The organism is Sphingomonadaceae bacterium OTU29LAMAA1, assembly GCA_024072375.1.
Classification (GTDB): Bacteria; Pseudomonadota; Alphaproteobacteria; order Sphingomonadales; family Sphingomonadaceae; genus Sphingomonas.
Map to the genome: position 1 here is coordinate 1,535,315 of CP099617.1, position 15,957 is coordinate 1,551,271.

Sequence of the window (15,957 nt, forward strand, 5' to 3'; positions counted from 1 at the left end):
ATAGTGTCCCGGCCTCCGCGGGGGCACATGATCGGATGCGAAGAAGACCATAAGAACCCAAGACCATAAGAACCAAGGAGAGCCACCGATGACCACTCCCCCGCTGCAACGCATCGCGCTCTCCACCGGCGTCGAACTCGACGTCGCGATCGCCGGCGATCCCGCGCATCCGCCGGTCATCCTGCTCCATGGCTTTCCCGAATCACACCGCACCTGGCGCGGGATCATCCCCGACCTCGCCCGCGACCATTATGTCGTCGCCCCCGACCAGCGCGGCTTCGCACGATCGTCCAAGCCCGAAGGCGTCGAACATTACGCGGCCGACAAAATTCTGGGCGACCTGATCGCACTCGCCGACCATCTGAAGATCGATCGCTTCACGCTCGTCGGCCACGACTGGGGCGGCGCGATCGCGTGGATGGCGGCGCTCGGTCGACCGGATCGCATCGCGCGACTGGTGATCGTCAACGCGCCTCACCCCTATCTCTTCCAGCGCGCGCTGTTCGACGAGCCGGAGCAGCGCAAGGCCAGCCAGTATATCACCCGCTTCCGCGACACGACGATCGATCGGGGGCTGACCGGTTCGGGGCTGGAGAAGTTCCTCGGATCGACCTTCGCCCATCATGTCACGCACGCGATCGGCGGGGCGGACAAGGCGGCGTACCTCGACGAATGGTCGCAGCCGGGGGCGATGACGGCAATGCTCAACTGGTATCGAGCATCGGGCGTCGTGGTGCCCGCGATGGGCGAGGATGCGCCCCGCCCCGCCTTCCTCGACAAGCCGTTTCCACCGGTGACGCAGGATACGCTGGTGGTCTGGGGGATGCGCGATTCGGCCTTGCTGCCGGTGCTGGTCGACGATCTGGGACCGTACGTGCCCCGGCTGACGGTGGAGAAGATCGACGCAGGGCATTTCGTGCCGTGGGAAAAACCCGATGCGGTCGTCGCGGCGATGCGGCGCTGGAACATCTGAGGCGGTACGGCGCCTGTCTCCTCGCCCCCCGGGAGAGGGGGCAAGCCCGGCACAACCCTTTCGCAACGCTGACCAAAACATTCCTCATGCGTTCAGCCGATTCGGCGCAAAACGCCGCCATGCCGCATCCTTCGGGACGCGGCGGATCGTTACGAGGAGAGACGTATCATGCGTAAGTTCATCATCGCCGCGCTGGCTGCCGCGACCATCCTGCCGGCCGGAGCCGCCACCGCGCAAAGCGGTCGTGAAGTCCGGCAGAGCCAGCGCGAGGTTCGCCAGAGCCAGCGCGAGCTGGCCGAAGCCCGTCGCTATGGCGACCGCGGTGATATCCGCGAGGCCCGCCGCGAAGTGCGTGAGGATCGCCGCGAGCTGCGCGAGGACTGGCGCGACTATCGCCGCAGCCACCGCAACGTCTATACCCGCGGTGCCTATGCCGGCCCGCGCGGCTATCGCTATCGCCCGGTGAACGTCGGCTATCGCTTCGCCCCGCAATATTACGGGCAGCGGTACTGGATCAACGACTACAACACCTATCGCCTGCCGCGTCCGGGCTACGGCTATCAGCGCTGGGTCCGCTACGGCAACGACGTGGTGCTGGTCGATACGCGGTCGGGTCGCGTCGCGCAGGTCTACAACCGCTTCTTCTACTGAGCCGGTCGACCGGGGCGGTTCGCGCCGCCCCGGTCAGCCCCGGTGGATGTCGCCGCTGCGCAAGGTGGCGACATCGTCCGCGTCCAGCGCATCTTCGGCGCGGGTCATCGCGGACCGGGACGCGGCCCGCGCCGCCGCGCCGAACCGTGACGGCGCATGGTCCGCCAGCGCCGCCAGCGTCGCCTGCAGGCGCAATTGCACCTCTACTACCCCCGCGCCGTCCCGCGCGATCGGCCGGAAGGCGTCGACGAACAGGTCGTCCACGTCGAGATCGGGTACATGCACCCGGTCGAACCGCCGCTCGCCGTCCGCCGGTGTGTCGACCAGAGCCGCGAGCACCCGATGCGCGCCGCCGATGACGCGGATGGCGGTGCCGGGATCGTTGACGGCCGGCGACAGGGCGCGCGACGCGATTTCGGCCAGCACGATCAGGCCGAAGCGCGGATCCTGATCGAAATTGCGGTCGGGCTGGATCGAGAAGGCGTCTGCGATCGACACCGATACCGCCGCCAACAGGGATTCGTCGCAACGTCCCTCGATCCGGGCCACCGGGCGGGCCGGATGGACGAACGACCCCGGCAACGTGGCGACATGGACGATCAGGTCATGTCGGGTCGCGATCCGGCACAGCGCGACCATATCGATGTGGCCGACGTACCCGGTGCCGTCGGCACACACGGCGACGGCATCGGCCGGAACCGAGACGGCGCACGTCCCGCCCAGACACGGCGCCTCCGCCCAGGCGGTCATCGCCTCCAGCGCGGCACGCTCGACCCGCTCGATAGTGTTCTGCACCCGGCCGAAGGTCGACAGGTGCTGGATCCAGCGCAGCAGCGTGATCGCGATGATCGCGACGATCACGACCGATGCGAAGAACAGGACGACCCGGCCCTTGTCGCCGTAGAAGCCGGTGGTCAGCGCGATGATCCCGACGATGCTGAACAGGAACGTACCGACGAACGTCGACAGCGCGTTCTGGGTGAAGCGATCGGCGATCAACAATTGGGTCGCGCGCGGCGTCACCGTGCTGGTTGCCGCGCCATAAGCGGTGACCGCCGCAGACAAGGCGAAGGTGGTGACCGCCAGCATGCTGGACGCGAGGATCGTCAGGATGTTGTCGACCGCCTTGCCCCCTACGGTCAGGCTGAGCTCGTCGGGAATGACGGGCGCCAGCCATGCCGCCACCAGCGCGGTCAGCACGCCGGCGATGCTGAACAGCGACGCCCGCAACCAGATTTGCCGCGTCAGCCGTTGCAGCAGATACGCGCCCTTGCCCGCCAGATACCCGCCCGTCACGATGCCCCCCAGATTGCGATCCATTCGACAACGCGCCATCGCCCGGATCGGCACATGCGGTGATCCGACCACGTTCGCGGCCGTGTTGCACGCGTCCCACCCCACCGGTAAGGCCCGCCTGTGCCGACACCACCCCTAGTCATCGCCGTGCCGAAAGGCCGCATCCTCGCCGAGGCCCTTCCCCTGCTCGCCCGTGCCGGCGTGCATCCGGAGGCGGCGTTCGGCGATCCCGACAGCCGCGCGCTGCGCTTCGCCACCGATGTGCCGCATATCGAACTGATCCGGGTGCGGGCGTTCGATGTCGCCACCTTCGTCGCGCACGGGGCGGCGCAGCTCGGCATCGTCGGGTCGGACGTGCTGGCGGAGTTCGATTATTCCGAGCTCTATGCGCCGGTCGATCTCGGCATCGGCCATTGCCGCATCTCGGTCGCCGAACCGGTCGCGATGGCTGCGACCGACGATCCGCGCGGCTGGAGCCACGTCCGCGTCGCCACCAAATATCCGCACATCACGGCCGCACATTTCGCCGCGCGCGGCGTGCAGGCGGAATGCGTCAAGCTGAACGGCGCGATGGAGCTGGCCCCCACGCTGGGCCTCGCCCCGCGCATCGTCGACCTCGTCTCGTCGGGCCGCACGCTCAAGGAGAACGGACTGGTCGAGGTCGAGGTGATCGCAGAGGTGACCAGCCGCCTGATCGTCAACCGCGCCGCGATGAAGACCCGCCCGGAGGTCGTGCCGCTGGTCGAGGCATTCCGCCGCGCCGTCGCAGGAGCCGCCAAGTGATCCGCCTCGACACCACCGACGCCGGGTTCGCCGACGCGTTCACCGCGCTGGTCGAGGGGCGCCGCGAAGCCTCCGCCGACGTTACCCGCGATGTCGCCACCATCATTCGCACCGTCCGGGACGATGGCGAGGCGGCGGTGGATGCCTTCACCCGCAAGCTCGATCGGCACGACCTGTCCGAAACCGGCTGGCGCATCGAACCCGCCGCCTGCGCCGCGGCGTACGAGGCGCTGGAGCCCGAACTCCGCCACGCGCTGGATCTCGCCGCGACCCGCATCCGCGCCTATCACGAACGTCAGAAGCCGGAGAATACCGACTATACCGACGACGCCGGCGTTCGCCTCGGCGCACGCTGGAGCGCCGTCGACGCGGCCGGCATCTACGTCCCCGGCGGCCGCGCGGCCTATCCGTCGTCGCTGCTGATGAACGCAATCCCCGCCAAGGTCGCCGGCGTCGAACGTCTGGTGATGGTCACGCCCACGCCGGACGGCCAGATCAACCCCCTCGTCCTCGCCGCCGCGCACCTCGCCGGGGTGGACGAGGTATGGCGGATCGGCGGCGCGCAGGCGATCGCCGCGCTTGCCTATGGCGCCGGCCGCATCCTGCCCGTCGATGTCGTCACCGGCCCCGGCAACGCCTGGGTCGCGGAGGCCAAGCGCCAGGTCTATGGCGTCGTCGGCATCGACATGGTCGCCGGCCCCAGCGAGATCGTCGTCGTCGCCGATGCGAGGAACGATCCCCAAACGACCGCCGCCGACCTGCTCAGCCAGGCCGAGCACGACACCACCACCCAATCGATCCTGTTCACCGACGATGCCACCTACGCCGAGCGCGTCGCACGGGCGGTCGACGACGAACTCGCGATCCTGCCCACCGCCGCCGTGGCGCGCGCGGCATGGGACGCCAACGGCGCGATCGTCGTCGTGGAGACACTCGAACAGGCCTGCCCCCTGATCGACCGCCTCGCCCCCGAACATCTGCAACTGGCGGTCGACGACCCGCAGGCCCTGTTCGACCGCGTTCGTCACGCCGGCAGCGTCTTCCTCGGCCGCCACACGCCCGAAGCGATCGGCGATTACGTCGCCGGACCCAACCACGTCCTCCCCACCGGCCGCCGCGCCCGGTTTGCCAGCGGCCTGTCGGTGCTCGACTTCATGAAGCGCACCAGTTTCCTGGGCCTGGACGAAACCGCGCTGGCAGAGCTCGGCCCGGCAACGGTCGCGCTGGCCGAGGCCGAAGGCCTACCGGCACATGCGCGGTCGGTAGCGCTAAGGCTGCGGCTGAACCGGTAGCGAGGCGGGCGAACGCCTGTAAGCGCCCATTCCGGATATTTGGCGCAGATCGTAGGATAGCGTGATGAACGACGATACCAGCTTACGAATGATCCAAGTTGCCCTGCACTGGGCCTGGGACCCGATCGGCGTGCGGGGTATCGAAGCGGCTGCGGACGAGTACGACATTTATGCGCCTCGGGTGCTCGAAATGCTGAAAGCCGATGCGCCCGTGGAGCAAATCGCCGACTATCTTACGAGCGTCGTTCGGGATCGAATGGAGCTTCCGGTGCGGCCCGACCGGGACAGGGACCTGTCGTCCATGCTGCAACAAATGTTCGTCATCACCCGGTAAGCAGTCCGACCGCTTTCCACCCACTTTCGGCATCACCAGCACCGCTTGGTCATCCAACAGGAGCGACCTTCACAAAGTTCTCCGCCGCCTCAACGCTCTAGCCGATCTCCTATCGCTACCCTCATCCATTCCCGACCCGGCAGCGTACCTCCTTCCAGCAACCCTCACCGGGTGCGACACGAGAAGGATGCCCCATGACGAAATTCCAGTTCCGCAGCGCGATCGCCGCCGTTGCCCTGCTCGCCGCGGGTCCCGCGATGTCGGCCGCCAAGAACCCGATGGTCGGCGGCGCCGCGATGCTCACGACCCGCAACATCGTCGAGAATGCGGTGAATTCGAAGGATCACACCACGCTGGTCGCCGCAGTGAAGGCCGCCGGCCTGGTCGAGACGCTGTCGGGTCCGGGACCGTTCACCGTGTTCGCACCAACCAACGCCGCCTTCGCCAAGCTGCCCGCCGGCACCGTCGACACGCTGGTGAAGCCCGAGAACAAGGCGACGCTGACCAGCATCCTGACCTATCATGTCGTCGCCGGCACGATGACGTCGAAGCAGCTGGTCGCCGCGATCAAGGCCGGTGGCGGCAAGGCGACGCTGACCACGGTACAGGGCGAACCGCTGACCGCATCGCGCATGGGCAACAAGATCATGCTCACCGATGCCAAGGGGGGCATGAGCCACGTCATGATCGCCGACGTGATGCAGTCGAACGGCGTGATCCACGTCGTCGACACGGTGCTGATGCCGTAAATTACGCCTGATTTCCTTCCCGCAAGGAAAGGGTACCGTTCGGCGCAAGCCGAATGGTGGAGGGGGAGGTAAGTAGCGTCCGCGATATCGGGGTTCGTCGCTTACCTCCCCTCCGTCATTCCCGAACTCCCTCGCGGGAGAGGCTTAAAGGTGCCCCGGCCGATCCGGACACGTGACCTACCGCCCCTGTCCCGGCGGCACGTTGGTGACGCCCGGCCGCGTCACGCCCTCCGCCTCCATCGCGCTGTGGCGCAGGTACATATACGCCCCCGCCCCGAACAGCGGTGCGATCGAGGCGATCGCCCAGATCAGCGCGATGCGGCGCGAGCGCAGGCGATGCGACCGGCCCAGCCAGATGCCGACGGCTGCCATCACCACCGATAGCGCGATTAGCCACAGCACGACACCGATGACCACATTATCCGAGCTATCACCCATGTTTAGCCTCCATCCTCGTCCCTTGAACGCGGAACGAGCCAAGGCGTTTTTGGATGCCCCGGCGCGCGCGCAACGGGCAAAGGGGTGACGGATGGCGCCCGGACGACTACATGCCGGCCCGATGTCACGAACCTCGAACCGCACTCAGGCGCGCGCCGCCGCCCGCCTCGCCGCCGTCCAGGCACTGTACCAGCACGAAATGGAGGGGACGGCCGTGCCCGCCCTGCTCCATGAATTCCACAACCACCGGTTGGGCGCGACGATCGAGGACGCCGAATATGCCGAAGCCGATCAGGATTTCTTCGACGATCTGGTGAAGGGTACCACCGCCCGTGGCGGCGAGATCGACCTCGCGATCGAAAAGAAGCTGGCGAGCGGCTGGACGCTCGCTCGCCTCGACAAGCCGATGAAGGCGATCCTGCGCGCCGGCACCTACGAACTGATGGCCCGCGCCGACGTGCCGGTCGGCGCGACGATCAGCGAATATGTCGACGTCGCCCACGCCTTCTACGAACGGCGCGAGACCGGCTTCGTCAACGGATTGCTCGACGGGATCGCCAAGGACGTGCGGCCCGCCTGAGGCCTCCTGACGGAGACTTTATCCGCCGTCCCCCGCGAAGGGGGGCGCGCCGCTACGTCGTGACGGAGGGGGAGGTAAGCGACGGACCCGTTCCGAAGGACGCCGCGTATCTCCGCCGCTCGGCTGGCGCCGAACGGTCCCCCTTCCCCTTGCGGGGGAGCAATCCGCATCGTTGAGTGGGGCAACCGGAACGGCCCCGGTAGAGGGAGCAGCACAGATGACCGAAGCCGACTTCCTCGCCGCCTTGCGGACCCTGCCGCTCCATCCCTCCGCACGCGGCCTGCGCGACGATGCCGCACGGCTGGTCCACGCCCCCCTCGTCGTCACCACCGACACGCTGGTCGAGGGCGTCCACTTCCTGTCGACGGATACGCCGGCAGACGTGGCGTGGAAGGTCGTCGCGACCAACCTGTCCGACATTGCCGGCAAGGGAGCGAAGCCCGACGGCATCCTCCTCAACTATCCGCTGAGCGACGACGCATGGGACCGCGCGTTCCTCTTCGGGCTGGGCGACGTACTGACCGCATGCGGCACCGCGCTGCTCGGCGGCGACACGATCCGGCTGCCCGCGGGTGCGCCGCGCGTCATCACCGTCACCGCCTTCGGCTGCGACACGCCGGCTCCTCCCCGCGGCGGGGCGGGCGAGAACGACGCGCTGTGGGTCACCGGCACGATCGGCGATGCGGGCGCCGGCCTCGCCATCGCGCGCGGTGCGGACGGCCCGGTCGCGCTCGTCGACCGCTATCGCCGGCCGACGCCACGCCTGGCCGAGGGCCGCGTGCTGTCGCGGATCGCGCATGCGATGATGGACGTCAGCGATGGTCTGCTGATCGATGCCGCCCGCATGGCCGACGCAAGCGGCCTCGCCGTGATTCTCGACCTCGCCACCGTGCCGCTATCCGCGGACTATCGTGCCTTTGCCGGCGATGACCGCGATGCGCGTCTGAGGGCGGCCACGGCAGGCGACGATTACGAATTGCTGTTCGCGATGCCCGCCAACACGGTCCCGCCCGTACCCGCCACGCGCCTCGGCCGCTTCGCACGCGGCGAGGGATTGAAGCTCCAAGACGGAAGCGAGGCGGTTCCGCTGCCGGACAGGATCGGGTTTCAGCATTAGGCGTCACCCGTCGTCCCACACATGGGGGTGATCAGACGGCCTTAACCTCAATCGCTTGCGCTTGTCCCCGCATCGCCATAGCCTCCGCCCAACCGCACGAGACCGGGGTCACACCGGCAGGGCGTCAACAGGAGAAGGATATGCGGGAATGACCACGGTCGCCATCGCCATCCTCTGCGGCGTCATCGCCGTGGTCTATGGTTTCATCACCAGCCAGCAAGTGCTGCGCGCGTCGCCCGGCGATGCCAAGATGCAGGACATCGCCGCCGCCATCCAGGAAGGCGCCAAGGCCTATCTGGGCCGCCAATACACCACCATCGCGATCGTCGGCGTCATCGTCGCGGTCATCCTGTTCTTCGCGCTCGATACCGTATCGACTATCGGCTTCGTCATCGGCGCGGTCCTGTCGGGTGTCGCCGGCTACGTCGGCATGAACATCTCGGTTCGCGCCAACGTCCGCACCGCGGAAGCCGCACGCACGTCGTTGCAGGGCGGCCTGACCATGGCGTTCCGCTCCGGTGCGGTCACCGGCATGCTCGTCGCCGGGCTGGGCCTGCTCGCGATCAGCACCTTCTTCTGGTATCTCACGGGTCCTGCCGGCCACGCGCCCAACGACCGGATCATCGTCGAGGCGCTGACCGCGCTCGCCTTCGGTGCCTCGCTCATCTCGATCTTCGCGCGCCTCGGCGGCGGCATCTTCACCAAGGCCGCGGACGTCGGCGCCGACCTCGTCGGCAAGGTCGAGGCCGGCATTCCGGAGGACGACCCCCGCAACCCGGCTGTCATCGCCGATAACGTCGGTGACAATGTCGGCGACTGCGCCGGCATGGCCGCCGATTTGTTCGAGACGTACGTCGTCACATTGGGCGTCACCATGATCTCGATCGCGCTGCTTATCCGCGCCGATGCCGCCGAACTGATGCGGCTGATGACGCTGCCGCTGCTCGTCGGCGGCGTGTGCATCATCACCTCAATCATCGGCACCTACATGGTCCGCCTCGGCAAGGGGACGATCATGGGCGCGCTCTACAAGGGGTTCTGGACCTCGGCATTGCTGTCGATCCCGGCGATCTATTTCGCCACGCAATATGTGCTCGGCGACCTCAGCCGCACCATCGGCAGCGCCGGCTTCCTCGACGCGGTGTCCGACGACCTGACGACGGGCTTCGACCGCCCCGCCGCGGTGGCGGGTGCGATCCCCAGCTTCACCGGCATGGACCTGTTCTGGTGCATGGTCATCGGCCTCGCCGTCACCGGGCTGATCGTCTGGATCACCGAATATTACACCGGCACCAACTATCGCCCGGTGAAGTCGATCGCTGCCGCCAGCCAGACCGGTCACGGCACCAACGTGATCCAAGGCCTCGCGATTAGCCTCGAATCGACCGCGCTCCCCACCTTGGTCATCGTCGTCGCGGTCATCGCCACCTATCAGCTCGCTGGCATCATCGGCATCGCCTTCGCGGCGACCGCGATGCTCGCGCTCGCCGGCATGGTGGTGGCGCTCGACGCCTACGGACCCGTCACCGACAATGCGGGCGGTATCGCCGAGATGGCGGGCCTGCCCGACGACGTCCGCCAGCGCACCGATGCCCTCGACGCGGTCGGCAACACGACCAAGGCAGTGACCAAGGGCTATGCCATCGGCTCCGCCGGCCTAGCCGCGCTGGTGCTGTTCGGCGCGTACACCACCGACCTCCAGACCTACTTCCCTGACGTCACCGTCGATTTCAGCCTGTCCAACCCCTACGTCATCGTCGGCCTGCTGCTCGGCGCATTGCTGCCCTATCTGTTCGGCGCGTTCGGCATGACCGCGGTCGGCCGCGCGGCGGGCGCGGTGGTCGAGGAGGTGCGCGGCCAGTTCCGCGACAATCCCGGCATCATGCTCGGCACCAGCCGGCCAGACTACGCCCGCACCGTCGACCTCGTCACCCGCGCCGCGATCAAGGAGATGATCGTACCCAGCCTGTTGCCCGTCGTCAGCCCGATCGCGCTCTACTTCATCATCACCGCGGTCGCCGGTCAGGCACAGGGCTTCGCTTCGCTCGGCGCGATGCTGCTCGGCGTCATCGTCTCCGGCCTGTTCGTCGCGATCTCGATGACCAGCGGCGGGGGCGCGTGGGACAATGCCAAGAAATATATCGAAGACGGCAATTACGGCGGCAAAGGCTCCGAAGCCCATAAGGCCGCGGTGACCGGCGACACCGTCGGCGATCCGTACAAGGACACCGCCGGCCCGGCGGTCAACCCGATGATCAAGATCACCAACATCGTCGCGCTGCTGCTGCTCGCAGCGCTGGCGGGCGGGGGCGGCTGATCCGGGCACGAGCATGGCGGGTCTGCGGACTTGCCATGCTCGTGCCGCGCCGCCAGACTTCGCCGCACAGAATAACGAGGGGGCTTGGGGGTTTACATGCGGATGATGGTCTCTGGCGCTACGGCAGTGGTCGTGGCGGGCGCGCTGACATCGGCCGGTGCGCCGGCACAGGTCCGGCTGGAGCCGGCGAAGGCCGCAGCGGCGTTCGGCGAGCGTGAGAGCATTTCGGACGCCAGCCTGTCACCCGATGGCACCCGCGTCGCCTTCATCTCGCCCGGCCCCAAACAGGCGACCGTCGTACAGGTGCTCGATATGAAGTCCGGCAGCGTGAAGCCGGTGAATTACGCCAATGGCGACCCGATGACGCTCAGCAGTTGCGGCTGGGCATCGAATACCCGGCTCGTCTGCTCGCTATACGGCGTTTCCAACCGAGAGGGGGCGTGGAGCAGCTATTCGCGATTGATCGCCATGGATGCCGACGGCAACAATCCGACGCCGCTGGGCATCATGCAAACCGCCCAGGACTACATCAGCCGATCCGATGGCTATGTCGTCGACTGGCGTGACGGCGCGACCGACAAGGTGCTGATCGCCCGCAACTACGTGCCGCTGAAAAGCAATTCGATCACCGTCGGCAGCAAGGCGCAGGGTCTGGCGGTCGACCTGCTCGACACCCGCACCGGGAAGGTCGACCATATCGAAAGCGCAGACCCGATCGTCGGACGCTACATCGGCGATGGCACCGGCAATATCCGCATAAAGGCGCAATACGAGGCGTATCGCTTCGGCTGGCAGGGCAACGGCAAGGTAAGCTATTATTATCGTACCGCCGGCAGCAAGGACTGGAAGCCGTTTTCCGTCTATTCGCAGGTCGACGAGACCGGGATGGTGCCGCTGGCGGTCGATGGCACTGCCAATGTCGCCTACGTCATCGAAAAGACGAAAGGGCGCGACGTGCTCTACCGCGTCGCGCTGGACGGTTCGATGAAGAAGGACCTCGCCTTCGCCGATCCCGAAGTCGATGTTTCGGGCGTGCTGACGGTCGGCCGTCGCGGCCGCGTGGTGGGTGCGACCTTTTCCAAAGAGCGTCGGCAGGTCGGTTTCTTCGATCCGGAATACGAAAAGCTCGCCACCGGCCTTTCGCGGGCGCTGTCGACCCTGCCCCTCATCAACATCGTCGATTCCAGCGCGGACGAGAAGATCCACCTGATCTATGCCGCCAGCGATACCGATCCCGGCCGCTATTTCCTGTATGATGCGAACAAGAAGAGCCTCGTCCCGCTGGGCGCCGATCGTCCCGCGCTCGCCGGCACCCCGCTGGGGGCGATGCGGCCGATCACCTACAAGGCTGCGGACGGCACCGATATCCCGGCGTATCTGACCATGCCCCCCGGCGGCGCGGCGAAGGGATTGCCCGCCATCGTCATGCCGCATGGCGGCCCGGCATCGCGGGACGACTGGGGCTTCGACTGGCTGGTGCAGTTCTTTGCCAACCGCGGCTATGCGGTCATCCAGCCAAATTATCGCGGGTCGAGCGGCTACGGGCAGGACTGGTTCCAGCAGAACGGCTTCAAATCGTGGAAGACGGCGATCGGCGACGTCAATGACGCAGGTCACTGGCTGGTGAAGGAAGGAATTGCCGATCCGGCGAAGCTCGCCATCGTCGGCTGGTCCTACGGCGGCTATGCCGCGTTGCAGTCTCAGGTGGTCGATCCCGACCTGTTCAAGGCGGCGATCGCAATCGCCCCCGTCACCGACCTCGGCGCGCTGCGGACCGAGATCGGAGCGCTCGACAAGATTGGCCAGGATTATGTCGGCGACGGCCCCCATCTGCAGGATGGTTCGCCCGCCCGTCATGCCGCCGCCTTCAAGGCGCCGGTGCTGCTGTTCCACGGATCGAAGGATATCAACGTGGCAGTCGACGAATCGCGCCTGATGGACAAGCAGTTGCGCAGCGCAGGCAAGAAGAGCCAGTTGGTCGTCTATCCGCTCATCGACCACCAGCTGCGCGATTCGGAGGTGCGTATCGACCTGCTGACCAGGGCGGACGCATTCCTTACCAAGGCGCTGGGCAACTGACCTCGCCCCGCGTGGATCGTCGGCCGATCCAGGCGGCGATTTGCTCCGGTCCGGATCATCTTGACGCTCGACCAGCCCGTCCAGCGGCGGTTCGGCACCGTTACGGACGGACTGGCGCGATCCCGCCCGCACCACTCGCGCCACACTGCGGCGCATGCGAAACCGCCCCGACAACCACCTGTACTATGGCGACAACCTCGGCGTGCTCCGCGATCATATCGCCGACGCCAGCATCGACCTCGTCTACCTCGACCCACCGTTCAACTCGAACGCCAGCTACAACATCCTCTTCAAATCCCCCACCGGCACCGGCAGCGACGCGCAGATCGAGGCGTTCGAGGACACGTGGGCATGGAACGACACCGCCGAGGACGCTTTCGATCAGGTCCTGAAAAGCGGCAACCTGCGCGCCTCGGAACTGCTGCGCGCCATGCGCTCGTTCCTCGGCGAGAACGATATGATGGCCTATCTGGCCATGATGGCGATCCGCCTCATCGAACTGCACCGCAAGCTGAAGCCTACCGGCAGCCTGTTCCTCCACTGCGATCCCACCGCCAGCCATTACCTCAAGCTGCTGCTCGATTCGGTGTTCGGCGCGCAGCGTTATCGCAACGAAATCGTGTGGTGCTACACCGGCCCCGGTTCCCCCGGCATGCGTCAGTTCATGCGCAAGCACGACGTCATCTTCTGGTTCAACAAGGGCGACAACTGGACGTTCAACGCCGATGCCGTCCGCGTCGAACACAGCGCCAAGACGCGCGAGAATTACAAACCCGGCCTGATCGGATCGGGCTTCGTCGGCGCAGATCACCTGATCCATGAAAAGGGCAAGGTGCCGGAGGATTACTGGAATTACGCCATTGCCCCGCGGGGCAAGGAATACCTCGGCTATCCCACGCAAAAGCCGATCAAGCTCCTCGAACGCATCGTCGCTGCTGCGTCCAACGAAGGCGACGTCGTCCTCGACCCGTTCTGCGGCTGCGGCACCGCCGTCCATGCCGCGCAAAAGCTCGGTCGCCACTGGATCGGCATCGACGTCACCCACCTCGCCATCTCGCTGATCGAGAAGCGGATGCAGGCGGCCTTTCCCGACGCGTCCTTCACCGTCGAGGGCACGCCCAAGGACCTCGCCTCCGCCGACGACCTCGCGGCGCGCGACAAATACCAGTTCCAATGGTGGGCGGTGTCGATGGTCGACGCCGTCCCCTACGGCGGCAAGAAGAAGGGCGCGGACGGCGGGATCGACGGCCTCATCTACTTCAAGCCCGACGGCAAGCGCACCGAACGCGCGATCGTCTCCGTCAAGGGCGGCGACAATGTCGGCGTCACGATGATCCGCGACCTGCATTCCGCGATGATGCGCGCCGAGGCACCGATCGGCATCTTCGTCACCCGCGCCACCCCGACCCAGCCGATGCTGAAGGCCGCCGCCGCAGTCGGCCGGTTCGAGGACGGCTTCGGCCGCACCTATCCCCGCCTCCAGATCCTGACCATCGCCGACCTGTTCGCCGGCAGGAAGCCCGACCTCCCCTACCCCGACCCCACCGCCGCCTTCCGCCGCGCGGCGCGCGAGGACACGGGGAAACAGGGGTCTTTGTTATAGGCGGGCAAGGCTGACGCGTGTCTGGTCTAGGTCAGTTACAGGTGTCTTGGCGATCATCGCCCAATCCCGGACGTAGAACGTCGGTATGGGTGAGCCAGTAAGCTGCCGTTCCTTAATGCCGGAAGCGTTGCTGCAACTTCTTCATCAGAGAGACGATGAGCGCAGCAGGGATGCCGCCAACGATGCATCCCGCCGCAACCCAAAGCGCGAGCATTACGAGCATAATCGCGAACATGCCGAGTTCTTGCCATGCCCCTATCTGCCATGGCTCCATGAAGATCACGCCAAAGCTGTAGGATAGAATGAAAGGCGCTCGAAAGCCCGGACCGTTCTTTGATAAGACAGCCGCGCCGATGATCCAGCAGGCAGTAACTACTGCAGCGAGCGGAAGCACGATGAGGCCGGAAAAGTCCATTGGGTAGAGTTAGCGGCAGCTTTAACGATGATCCAGCCGCAAACCGGCCGGTCCGATTCCCACCCAAAAGCGGACATTCCGCTTACGCCCAATTGCAGACACTGCATGATTGTGCGAGCGTGTGTGGGTGAAGCTCCTGCTGCCTTTGGCGCTAGTTACGATGGGCGCGGCTCCGGTCGACCATCCTCGCACCTACCTTCTTTCAATCGGGCGGATACCGCTGAAGGATACAGAGAGCATTGAGGCTTTTGCCATAAAGACGTGGGGCGTCGAATTTAAATCAGTGTGCAGCATTCCGGGCGGCTGGCGGATCAAGGCCGGTAGTAGTGCCACGCCGAACGGCGACCTTGAGGGAGAAGGAAGCCAAGGCGCGACGTGGTTCAATACCGCCAGCCCCAAAGAGCTTCGTAACTTCGTTCTCGTTACTCTCTACGCGCCGGTGCAGCGTGCTGACATTGGTTCACCCGATAATGGTGTCCCGGCGACGTTCAAGGGAACCGCGACTGTTAGCACTGACAACGGTGATGTGCAGCGCACGCTTAGCTATCGAAACATCACCCTCGTTCCAGCACGTCGTTGTCCTATTTGATAGGTCCGGTTTCCACCAGAACAAGACATAGCTGCTCGACTTCCAGCCGAAACGCACCCGGTTACTCTTCCCCTCGCCGGGACCGGCCCCGCTGATCATCAACGCCGCGGTTCATAAACCGACGCAACGCCCCCGCACGAGCATTGATGCCGCCCGACAAACCCCTGTCCTACACGCTCCGAATCTGCCAGCGAGCCGCCACGACCGCTCTTTGAAAACCTGCATCCCCCTCCCGCCGCCGCTGCGCATGGCACGGCAATCCCCACGCCGGGGTTCGGCGTCATCGCAAGGATGCATTCCGACCCGGACGTACCGTAAAGTTCGGCAACTTCCCCGGCGCAGCCGACGTTGCGGAACCACCTCGCCGCTCCCATATCCACTCCACGCAGGCGGCGCGGTACGATGGCGGATCGCCAGCCCCGCCCGCATTGCTTCCCTTTTTCGGTGGCCTGCGCTAAGGGCGCGCCCGATAGACGCGAACAGAGGTTGATTTTTGGCCAAGGAAGAACTGCTCGAGATGCGCGGCCGCGTGGTGGAATTGCTCCCCAACGCGATGTTCCGGGTCCAGCTCGAAAACGATCACGAGATTCTCGGCCACACCGCCGGCAAGATGCGCAAGAACCGCATCCGCGTGCTGGTGGGTGACGAAGTGCTGGTCGAACTCACCCCCTACGATCTGACCAAGGGGCGGATCACCTACCGCTTCATGCCCGGCCGCGGCGGCCCCGGCCCGCAATAAGC

Annotated in this window: 16 protein-coding genes; 13 read left to right on the forward strand and 3 right to left on the reverse strand. The window is 66.1% G+C overall.

Translation table 11 applies throughout. From position 1 onward, the window contains the following. Window positions 1-88 precede the first annotated feature (88 nt). Both NF699_07650 and NF699_07655 read left to right on the forward strand, forming a co-directional pair. Window positions 89-973 carry an alpha/beta fold hydrolase gene (locus NF699_07650; GenBank protein ID USU06520.1) on the forward strand — a complete coding sequence of 295 codons (885 nt, stop codon included), beginning with the start codon at window positions 89-91 and terminating at the stop codon, window positions 971-973. A 168-nt stretch (window positions 974-1,141) separates the two neighbouring features. Continuing rightward, window positions 1,142-1,624, forward strand: coding sequence for a DUF1090 family protein (locus NF699_07655; GenBank protein USU06521.1), 483 nt, complete (start codon window positions 1,142-1,144; stop codon window positions 1,622-1,624). A gap of 33 nt (window positions 1,625-1,657) precedes the next feature. Here NF699_07655 and NF699_07660 read toward each other — a convergent pair whose 3' ends face one another. Continuing rightward, window positions 1,658-2,944 carry a DUF2254 domain-containing protein gene (locus tag NF699_07660; GenBank protein USU06522.1) on the reverse strand — a complete coding sequence of 429 codons (1,287 nt, stop codon included), beginning with the start codon at window positions 2,942-2,944 and terminating at the stop codon, window positions 1,658-1,660. Window positions 2,945-3,040: 96 nt separating this feature from the next. Here NF699_07660 and hisG point away from each other — a divergent pair, with 96 nt between their 5' ends. From hisG to NF699_07680, 4 genes are all read left to right on the forward strand, one after another. After that, the gene (hisG, locus tag NF699_07665; protein USU06523.1) at window positions 3,041-3,703 is read left to right on the forward strand and encodes an ATP phosphoribosyltransferase; all 663 of its coding nucleotides are present in this window, start codon (window positions 3,041-3,043) and stop codon (window positions 3,701-3,703) included. Then, entirely contained in the window at window positions 3,700-4,995 is a 1,296-nt protein-coding gene (gene hisD, locus NF699_07670) for a histidinol dehydrogenase (GenBank protein USU06524.1), read from the forward strand. Before hisG ends, hisD begins: the two co-directional genes overlap by 4 nt. A 64-nt stretch (window positions 4,996-5,059) precedes the next feature. Beyond that, window positions 5,060-5,329: a hypothetical protein gene (locus NF699_07675; GenBank protein ID USU06525.1), complete on the forward strand. Its 270-nt coding sequence runs from the start codon at window positions 5,060-5,062 to the stop codon at window positions 5,327-5,329. Window positions 5,330-5,523: 194 nt separating this feature from the next. Then, window positions 5,524-6,078 (forward strand): fasciclin domain-containing protein, encoded by a 555-nt coding sequence (locus NF699_07680; GenBank protein USU06526.1) that lies wholly within the window; start codon window positions 5,524-5,526, stop codon window positions 6,076-6,078. 177 nt (window positions 6,079-6,255) lie between these two features. Here NF699_07680 and NF699_07685 read toward each other — a convergent pair whose 3' ends face one another. After that, entirely contained in the window at window positions 6,256-6,516 is a 261-nt protein-coding gene (locus NF699_07685) for a hypothetical protein (GenBank protein USU06527.1), read from the reverse strand. Between the two features lie 121 nt (window positions 6,517-6,637). Here NF699_07685 and nusB point away from each other — a divergent pair, with 121 nt between their 5' ends. The 5 genes from nusB to NF699_07710 all read left to right on the forward strand — a co-directional run bounded on the left by nusB (window position 6,638) and on the right by NF699_07710 (window position 14,212). Beyond that, on the forward strand, window positions 6,638-7,096 hold the full coding sequence (gene nusB, locus NF699_07690) for a transcription antitermination factor NusB (GenBank protein USU06528.1): 459 nt from the start codon (window positions 6,638-6,640) through the stop codon (window positions 7,094-7,096). A 217-nt stretch (window positions 7,097-7,313) separates the two neighbouring features. After that, the gene (gene thiL / locus NF699_07695; protein ID USU06529.1) at window positions 7,314-8,213 is read left to right on the forward strand and encodes a thiamine-phosphate kinase; all 900 of its coding nucleotides are present in this window, start codon (window positions 7,314-7,316) and stop codon (window positions 8,211-8,213) included. Between the two features lie 148 nt (window positions 8,214-8,361). Beyond that, the gene (locus NF699_07700) at window positions 8,362-10,530 is read left to right on the forward strand and encodes a sodium-translocating pyrophosphatase (protein ID USU06530.1); all 2,169 of its coding nucleotides are present in this window, start codon (window positions 8,362-8,364) and stop codon (window positions 10,528-10,530) included. Window positions 10,531-10,626: 96 nt separating this feature from the next. Then, on the forward strand, window positions 10,627-12,609 hold the full coding sequence (locus tag NF699_07705; GenBank protein USU06531.1) for a S9 family peptidase: 1,983 nt from the start codon (window positions 10,627-10,629) through the stop codon (window positions 12,607-12,609). 154 nt (window positions 12,610-12,763) lie between these two features. Next, window positions 12,764-14,212 (forward strand): restriction endonuclease, encoded by a 1,449-nt coding sequence (locus tag NF699_07710; GenBank protein ID USU06532.1) that lies wholly within the window; start codon window positions 12,764-12,766, stop codon window positions 14,210-14,212. Window positions 14,213-14,324: 112 nt separating this feature from the next. Here NF699_07710 and NF699_07715 read toward each other — a convergent pair whose 3' ends face one another. Continuing rightward, window positions 14,325-14,627 carry a hypothetical protein gene (locus NF699_07715; GenBank protein ID USU06533.1) on the reverse strand — a complete coding sequence of 101 codons (303 nt, stop codon included), beginning with the start codon at window positions 14,625-14,627 and terminating at the stop codon, window positions 14,325-14,327. 127 nt (window positions 14,628-14,754) lie between these two features. Between NF699_07715 and NF699_07720 the strand changes: the two genes are divergently transcribed. Together NF699_07720 and infA are read left to right on the forward strand one after the other, a co-directional pair. After that, on the forward strand, window positions 14,755-15,216 hold the full coding sequence (locus tag NF699_07720; GenBank protein ID USU06534.1) for a hypothetical protein: 462 nt from the start codon (window positions 14,755-14,757) through the stop codon (window positions 15,214-15,216). Between the two features lie 493 nt (window positions 15,217-15,709). Continuing rightward, complete coding sequence (gene infA, locus NF699_07725; GenBank protein ID USU06535.1) at window positions 15,710-15,955, forward strand: translation initiation factor IF-1; 246 nt, start codon at window positions 15,710-15,712, stop codon at window positions 15,953-15,955. The last annotated feature ends 2 nt before the right edge of the window (window positions 15,956-15,957 follow it).

What these genes read in the sequence shown, in the direction of transcription:
- thiL (USU06529.1), top strand. Translation starts at nt 7,314, where the DNA reads ATGACCGAAGCCGACTTCCTCGCCGCCTTGCGGACCCTGCCGCTCCAT.
- NF699_07710 (USU06532.1), top strand. Translation starts at nt 12,764, where the DNA reads ATGCGAAACCGCCCCGACAACCACCTGTACTATGGCGACAACCTCGGC.
- NF699_07650 (USU06520.1), top strand. Translation starts at nt 89, where the DNA reads ATGACCACTCCCCCGCTGCAACGCATCGCGCTCTCCACCGGCGTCGAA.
- NF699_07685 (USU06527.1), bottom strand. Translation starts at nt 6,516, where the DNA reads ATGGGTGATAGCTCGGATAATGTGGTCATCGGTGTCGTGCTGTGGCTA.
- NF699_07680 (USU06526.1), top strand. Translation starts at nt 5,524, where the DNA reads ATGACGAAATTCCAGTTCCGCAGCGCGATCGCCGCCGTTGCCCTGCTC.
- NF699_07655 (USU06521.1), top strand. Translation starts at nt 1,142, where the DNA reads ATGCGTAAGTTCATCATCGCCGCGCTGGCTGCCGCGACCATCCTGCCG.
- NF699_07715 (USU06533.1), bottom strand. Translation starts at nt 14,627, where the DNA reads ATGGACTTTTCCGGCCTCATCGTGCTTCCGCTCGCTGCAGTAGTTACT.
- NF699_07705 (USU06531.1), top strand. Translation starts at nt 10,627, where the DNA reads ATGCGGATGATGGTCTCTGGCGCTACGGCAGTGGTCGTGGCGGGCGCG.
- NF699_07675 (USU06525.1), top strand. Translation starts at nt 5,060, where the DNA reads ATGAACGACGATACCAGCTTACGAATGATCCAAGTTGCCCTGCACTGG.
- NF699_07700 (USU06530.1), top strand. Translation starts at nt 8,362, where the DNA reads ATGACCACGGTCGCCATCGCCATCCTCTGCGGCGTCATCGCCGTGGTC.
- NF699_07660 (USU06522.1), bottom strand. Translation starts at nt 2,944, where the DNA reads ATGGATCGCAATCTGGGGGGCATCGTGACGGGCGGGTATCTGGCGGGC.
- nusB (USU06528.1), top strand. Translation starts at nt 6,638, where the DNA reads ATGTCACGAACCTCGAACCGCACTCAGGCGCGCGCCGCCGCCCGCCTC.